Raw genomic sequence first — 6,311 nt, 5'->3', positions numbered from 1 at the left:
AGGGGAGGCTTTAAACCTGAATTATTGAATTATTGAATTATTAATTATTCGGTAAAATAAATCTAAAGAAACATTTCAAATATCTAGTATTCGGTGGGTTACGGCAACTAGGAATATATTATTTGATTTTGTGAGATTATTTCCGCCTAACCCACCCTACATCAATACTTAATATTTTTTTATAGATACCCTCTTAGGACTAGGGAACCATCTATATAATCTCTAGTAATAAATCACCTTTTTGTTGGAGTTTATAGCTAAGAAAATTGATAAATATTCCCCAACCGATATAACAGAGAGTTTGAGCTAAGTTGTGATTACGTCTTTGCAGCATTCTGTAGGAAACCATATCCTTAATGTTCAAATTCTCAACGATTACTGCTTGATTATTATTGATAATTTATGTAGAAAGTATTGACGGGCATTACTAATAGGTTCGTGAACTGTTAACTATTAGCTTGCAAGCTTTTACCCTTGATTTACTTTCTTGATTCTTACAAGCTAATTTAACTTGCTTTATAGCTAGGTTTTGCTCATGGTTTTTGATGTTTTTGGGTTAGCATATTGCCTTTTCATTTGAAATGCGGAAACAGAGTATTGCTCAAAAGGGAACAGGGAACAGGGGACAGTAAAGAAGAAAAAACACTATTAAATAGTAGCTTTGCACAATAATTAATGGATACTCAAGACAGGATTTTTTGATTAGAAAAAAGCTCAATCTAGATTTACATCTCATTTGAAAACACTATACTTATATTTTTTGTCGCCATCATGGGTAATAAAAAAGTCCTAAATCAATGCCAACAACCTTGCCTATAACAACTACTTCAAAGGTTTCTTATTCGGTGTAAAATAACAATGAAGCATAATACTTTACTATGGATATTTTGGTGATTTTTACGGTTTGAAGTTGTCTATCAAATAGCTTAGGAATTGAAGATTTTATCACTTCAACTTGAGGTACTTTTACCCCCTTATCTACTACTTTTAATCAATAAGGAACTATTGAAATAAATTTTAGGTGTATGCAGAAATAATATGAGACTGATTTCTGTCAAAACAACCGGATATTTTTTTTACGAATAGTAAGTATAGGAAAGGTCATTTCAGTTATCGGCGATCGGCGATCGGTACCTCCTACTGTTTGCGCAGCATTCCGTAGGAAAGCAGGAAGCTTGAAATACGGAGTTCCATTTTTTTTATCCCCTTAAAAGGGGAGGCTTGAGACCATGATTTTTCGCTCAATAGAGAGATAATAGTAGATTATTTATATATAAATTAGTAAGTAGTTATGCAAAATTAATTGTATACCTATTGCTTGATTTAAACAGGTATACAAAATTATTTTTAGATTTTTATATCTATTGCTCAAGTATACAATTATATTTTTCTTACCTACTTTCTACTCTTTACTCCCTATTAACAAATATTAAATTAATTTGGCACAAGTACTTATGATAATTATTTGATAAAAATTAACTCATTGAAAGTTGAAAGTAGAATTATCAGTGTGCATCTCAATTTTAAATAAAACCAAAAAATTATCACTTTTAGGAAACAAAGAATAGATAATATATGAGATTCATCTAATTATCATAACCCTATTCACGCCAAGGTAGTTAAATATTAATCTGTGTTTTCGGCCTTAAGTATAAAATTTTATCCCGCGCAGATATTGTAAGTATTTAGCCTTTTTTTCTCTTTTTTCATACACTAATATTTGCTTTCTTTGATGCGTTACACCATGAGTTAGTGAGGTCTTGGAGACACTTCAATTAAAGTAACTAATGAAACCTTTAGGGGGTCACACTGCTACTCCAGACATCTTCGGTCTATGTAGAAATATTTTATGAAAATGGTATAAAAAACTTAAGTATAGGTGTAGAATCACTAACTCTAAATAGCCGGACATCATTTTCGATAAATGCTAAATTTAACATATCGCTATCTTATGTAAACATTCACAAGTAAAAAATAAGTAATAAACCTCAGAGGTATTGTAGGAAAGATTAAAGAAAAATTATTCATCAGGAAGTTAAACCCTGATTATTCATTCTTAACAGACGAAGCAATTACAAATATCAACAAATGACAATGAAAAAAACAACAGACAAAGTATTTTGGCAACAACCTTTAACCTATTTATTAATACTGGCAGGGGCTGGAGGGGCATTATTAGGCCAGCGTATGGTATTCCCACAAACAACTAGCTCTTCGGAAAATTCAACAAACATAGTTCAATCATCTTCTAATAATTATGGTACTTCTAACTCAGAAAAGTCTAATTGGTTGCCAGTTAGAGCACCTATTTCCAACGGTAACTTTATTGTAGATGCTGTCCAAAAAGTGGGTCCGGCAGTAGTTAGGATTAATGCTTCTCGAACATTCAGCCAACGACCTAATATGTTTGGTCGAGGAATACCAGAAGATTTCTATGGTTATGAATCTCCTAAATCCCGTTCTGGGCCAGTTGAGCGAGGAACTGGCTCTGGTTTTATTATTAGTTCTGATGGTAAAATTCTCACTAATGCTCACGTTGTAGAAGGTTCAACTACTGTAGAAGTTGTCCTTAAGGATGGCCGTCGCTTACAAGGTCAAGTTTTGGGCACAGATTCTGTAACTGATGTAGCTGTGATTCAAATTGATGCTAATAACCTCCCTACCGTAACTGTGGGAGATTCAAATAATCTACAACCTGGAGAATGGGCGATCGCTATTGGTAACCCCCTAGGTTTAGATAATTCTGTAACAGTTGGTATTATTAGTGCTACAGGTCGTTCTAGTAGTGATGTGGGTGTTCCAGATAAGCGAGTAGGATTTATTCAGACGGATGCTGCAATTAATCCTGGTAATTCTGGTGGCCCTCTACTCAATCAAAATGGTGAAGTGATTGGTATTAATACAGCTATTATTGATGGTGCTCAAGGCTTAGGATTTGCAATTCCTATTAATAATGCTCAACAAATTGCTCAACAATTAATTAAGGGGGGTAAAGCAGAACACGCTTATTTGGGTATTGCGATGCAAACTCTGACACCGGAACTTAGGCAAGAACTCAACCGAAACTTAGATACAAATATTCGGTTATTCGGCGACCAAGGGGTATTAATTATGCAAGTTGTGCCTGGGTCTCCGGCCGATCAAAGTGGTTTACAACCAGGAGATATAATTCAAAGAATTGATAATCAAACTATTACTGAATCTGAAAATGTACAACAAATTGTTCAGAATAAAACGGTGGGTAGTTTGTTGGAATTGGAAGTTAATCGTAATGGTCAGAACTTAAATTTTCAGTTGCGTACTGGTAATTTACCATCTCGGTTAAGAGGATGATTATCAGAAAAGGCAGAGAGCAGAAGGCTGAAGGGAATTGTTATTTCTGCTCTCTACTCTCTGCATAGCTGCCTTAGTTTATTTAACTTTATTGAGCTTGAGTAAAGAAGGAATGAATATTTTGGTTTGATGTATTTTCCAACAATCAATTCTGGGAATTACATTGAATAGATTGGGGTAATTGAAATTCCCACTGTTGCTTTTTTATTTTCCTATCAGAGGCTGAAAGAATAAAAAATAGGGAGTACTAAGATTTGATAAAAATTATTGATTCCCTATTTTTTTTCGATAAAATTGAAGTAGTTTGTACTGGAATTAAGGTTAAAGATAAAAATTTGTTGTTGAAATTTGTTGTTTTATTATCTGATACAAAATCTGGTTATCACAAATACTTTATAGATTAGGATACAAGATTAAATCTTCTCCCTAAAACCTATAAATTTTGCAGAGGAAAAAATTATGGCAATACTAGAAATAGCTCAGTTAGGCAATGAGATATTACGATGTCAAGCTCAACCTATTAGTAATATTTGGGATGAGAATTTACAAAAGCTAATTGATAATTTAATTGCTACTGTAATTGACACAAATGGTGTGGGAATTGCTGCTCCACAAGTTTCAAGTAGCGATCGCCTGTTTATAGTTGCATCGAGACCGAATCTCAGATATCCGAATGCCCCAAAAATGGAGCCATTAGCGATGATTAACCCTAAAATAATTTCTCATTCAGAAGATATGGTTAAGGGTTGGGAAGGTTGTTTAAGTGTGCCAGGAATTAGAGGTTTAGTACCAAGATATAGAGTAGTGGAAGTCGAGTATTCTAATCGAGAAGGACAACTACAAAGACAAAAGTTAAAAGATTTTGTTGCTAAAATTTTCCAACATGAATACGATCATCTAGAAGGTATAGTCTTTTTAGATCGTGTGGAGAGTACTAGGGATTTAATGACAGAAGATGAGTATCAAAAACAAATTTTAAATCAATTGTCAAAAGAGGTATAATTAATCCATTAATTAATAGCATTTTTATCTGGGTAGTCAACACTAAATAGTTCACAAAAGGGAAAAGGGTATACAGAACTTTTTTTGCCAAAAGCAGGAAAATATAGATTTACAAATCACTTGAAAAGACTATATAATTTTTTTTCATGAGATTAAATGAAGAAGTTTAGTCATCTTCAAAAATATAGTTTTTCAAGTTTTTCGTAATTATAACTATGTTAGTTGTAGTTAAAAATAGTAAATAAATTGAGTAAGTGGTATGAGTATTAATCTTAGTAAAGGTGAAAGAATTAGTCTATCTAAAGAAGCGCCTGGAATGAAAAAAGCCCTAGCAGGTTTAGGATGGGATGTAAATGTTTCAGATACAGGTTCAGATTTTGACCTTGATGTTTCTGTATTTATGTTAGGAGCAAATGGCAAAATTCCTCAAGAGAAATATTTTGTCTTTTACAATAACCTAAAATCTGCTGATGGTGCAGTTGAATCGATGGGAGATAGTCGCACAGGAAAAGGAGAAGGAGATGATGAGACTATCACTGTAGATTTATCAAATGTTGATTCTGCCATTGAAGAAATTGTTTTTGTTGTCACTATATATGAAGCAGATAAAAGAAGACAAAATTTCGGACAAGTAAGAAATTCTTATATCAGAATCTATGATGGGGAAACTCAACAAGAAATAACTAAATATGAATTGGAAGAAGATTTTTCTAGGGAAACAGCTATAGAATTTGGTAAATTGTATAAAAAAAGTGGTGAATGGAAATTTCAAGCTGTTGGAGAAGGCTATAACTCTGGTTTAGAAAGCTTTGTACAGAAATATACTTAATTGATTAAGTAATAAACTGTTTAACAATGTAAGCATTCAGCAGTCAGCTATCAGCTATCAGCTACCAGTTATCAACTTATTATCTGAGAATAAGAATTCAAAACTCGCTATTATAGCATAATTTTGAATTAGTATTTTGTCTTAGAGAGTAATTTTTCTGTTCTCAGCAATAAGACTATCCACTTAAGGAGAGTGTTTAAATGAATATAAGCTTTCAGGTAAAGAGAGCTGACTTTCATATTAGGGTTTAATTATAGCTCAATTAATTAATCTTTTATTACACACCAAAAACAATAGCTGAATTCTGAATGCTAAATGCTGAATGCTTACGTCTGTTTAGTTATATTAAAGAGGGTAATAAATGTCTGTTAAACTTAGCAAAGGTCACAGAATTAATCTTTCTAAAGATGCGCCAGGTCTAGCAAAAGTAGGTATTGGTTTAGGTTGGGATGTTAATCCTACTGATACAGGTGTAGAATTTGACTTAGATGCTTCTGTATTTATGTTAGGAGATAATGGAAAAATTCCAGAGGATGAATACTTTGTTTTCTACAATAATTTAAAATCTCCAGATGATTCTGTAAAGCATTGGGGAGATAATAGAACTGGAGAAGGGGAAGGGGATGATGAAACAATAGAAGTAGATTTAACTAATGTTAATTCTAGTATTCAAGAATTACTTTTTGTTGTGACCATCCATGATGCAGAAAAAAGAAGACAAAACTTTGGGCAAGTTAAAAATTCGTTTATTAGAATTTACAATTTGGAAACTCAAGAAGAAATAACTAAATATGAATTAGAAGAAGAATTTTCGAGAGAAACTGCAATAGAATTTGGTCGTCTCTATCAAAAAAATGATGAGTGGAGATTTCAAGCTGTGGGAACAGGATATAACGCAGGTTTACAAACTTTTGTAGAGAAATATGTTTACTAATAACTATAGAACCCCTAAACGGATCTATTAACCATCTCCTCTACGCATAGGGAGTAGGGAGTAGGGAGTAGGCAGTAGGGGGAAAGAATTGATGAATAACAGTGCAATAAAAGAGCATGATTTTTGATTGTTGGAGATATCTATCTATAGTAATTAGGGCTTGCTGAAAAAGTCTTTTTTAAGGAGTAGGGGAGCGGGGGAGTAGGGGAGTAG

At 33.0% G+C, this 6,311-nt stretch carries 4 protein-coding genes; all 4 read left to right on the top strand.

What is annotated here, in order from left to right; genetic code table 11:
* The first annotated feature begins 2,094 nt into the window (after positions 1-2,094).
* A complete protein-coding gene (locus AC3DU7_RS21610; RefSeq protein ID WP_488041365.1) occupies positions 2,095-3,333 on the top strand; it encodes an HhoA/HhoB/HtrA family serine endopeptidase in 1,239 nt (412 codons plus the stop codon).
* A 459-nt stretch (positions 3,334-3,792) separates the two neighbouring features.
* Positions 3,793-4,335: a peptide deformylase gene (gene def, locus AC3DU7_RS21605; protein ID WP_488041364.1), complete on the top strand. Its 543-nt coding sequence runs from the start codon at positions 3,793-3,795 to the stop codon at positions 4,333-4,335.
* Between the two features lie 259 nt (positions 4,336-4,594).
* Positions 4,595-5,164 carry a TerD family protein gene (locus tag AC3DU7_RS21600; protein WP_488041363.1) on the top strand — a complete coding sequence of 190 codons (570 nt, stop codon included), beginning with the start codon at positions 4,595-4,597 and terminating at the stop codon, positions 5,162-5,164.
* Between the two features lie 361 nt (positions 5,165-5,525).
* Complete coding sequence (locus AC3DU7_RS21595; protein WP_488041362.1) at positions 5,526-6,098, top strand: TerD family protein; 573 nt, start codon at positions 5,526-5,528, stop codon at positions 6,096-6,098.
* Positions 6,099-6,311: the final 213 nt, after the last annotated feature.

This window comes from Okeania sp. (assembly GCF_983059655.1).
This window is presented reverse-complemented; position numbering and strand designations above follow the sequence as displayed.

Excerpts from the sequence above, each read along its gene's own strand:
- AC3DU7_RS21610 (WP_488041365.1), top strand. The coding sequence starts at position 2,095 with ATGAAAAAAACAACAGACAAAGTATTTTGGCAACAACCTTTAACCTAT.
- def (WP_488041364.1), top strand. The coding sequence starts at position 3,793 with ATGGCAATACTAGAAATAGCTCAGTTAGGCAATGAGATATTACGATGT.
- AC3DU7_RS21600 (WP_488041363.1), top strand. The coding sequence starts at position 4,595 with ATGAGTATTAATCTTAGTAAAGGTGAAAGAATTAGTCTATCTAAAGAA.
- AC3DU7_RS21595 (WP_488041362.1), top strand. The coding sequence starts at position 5,526 with ATGTCTGTTAAACTTAGCAAAGGTCACAGAATTAATCTTTCTAAAGAT.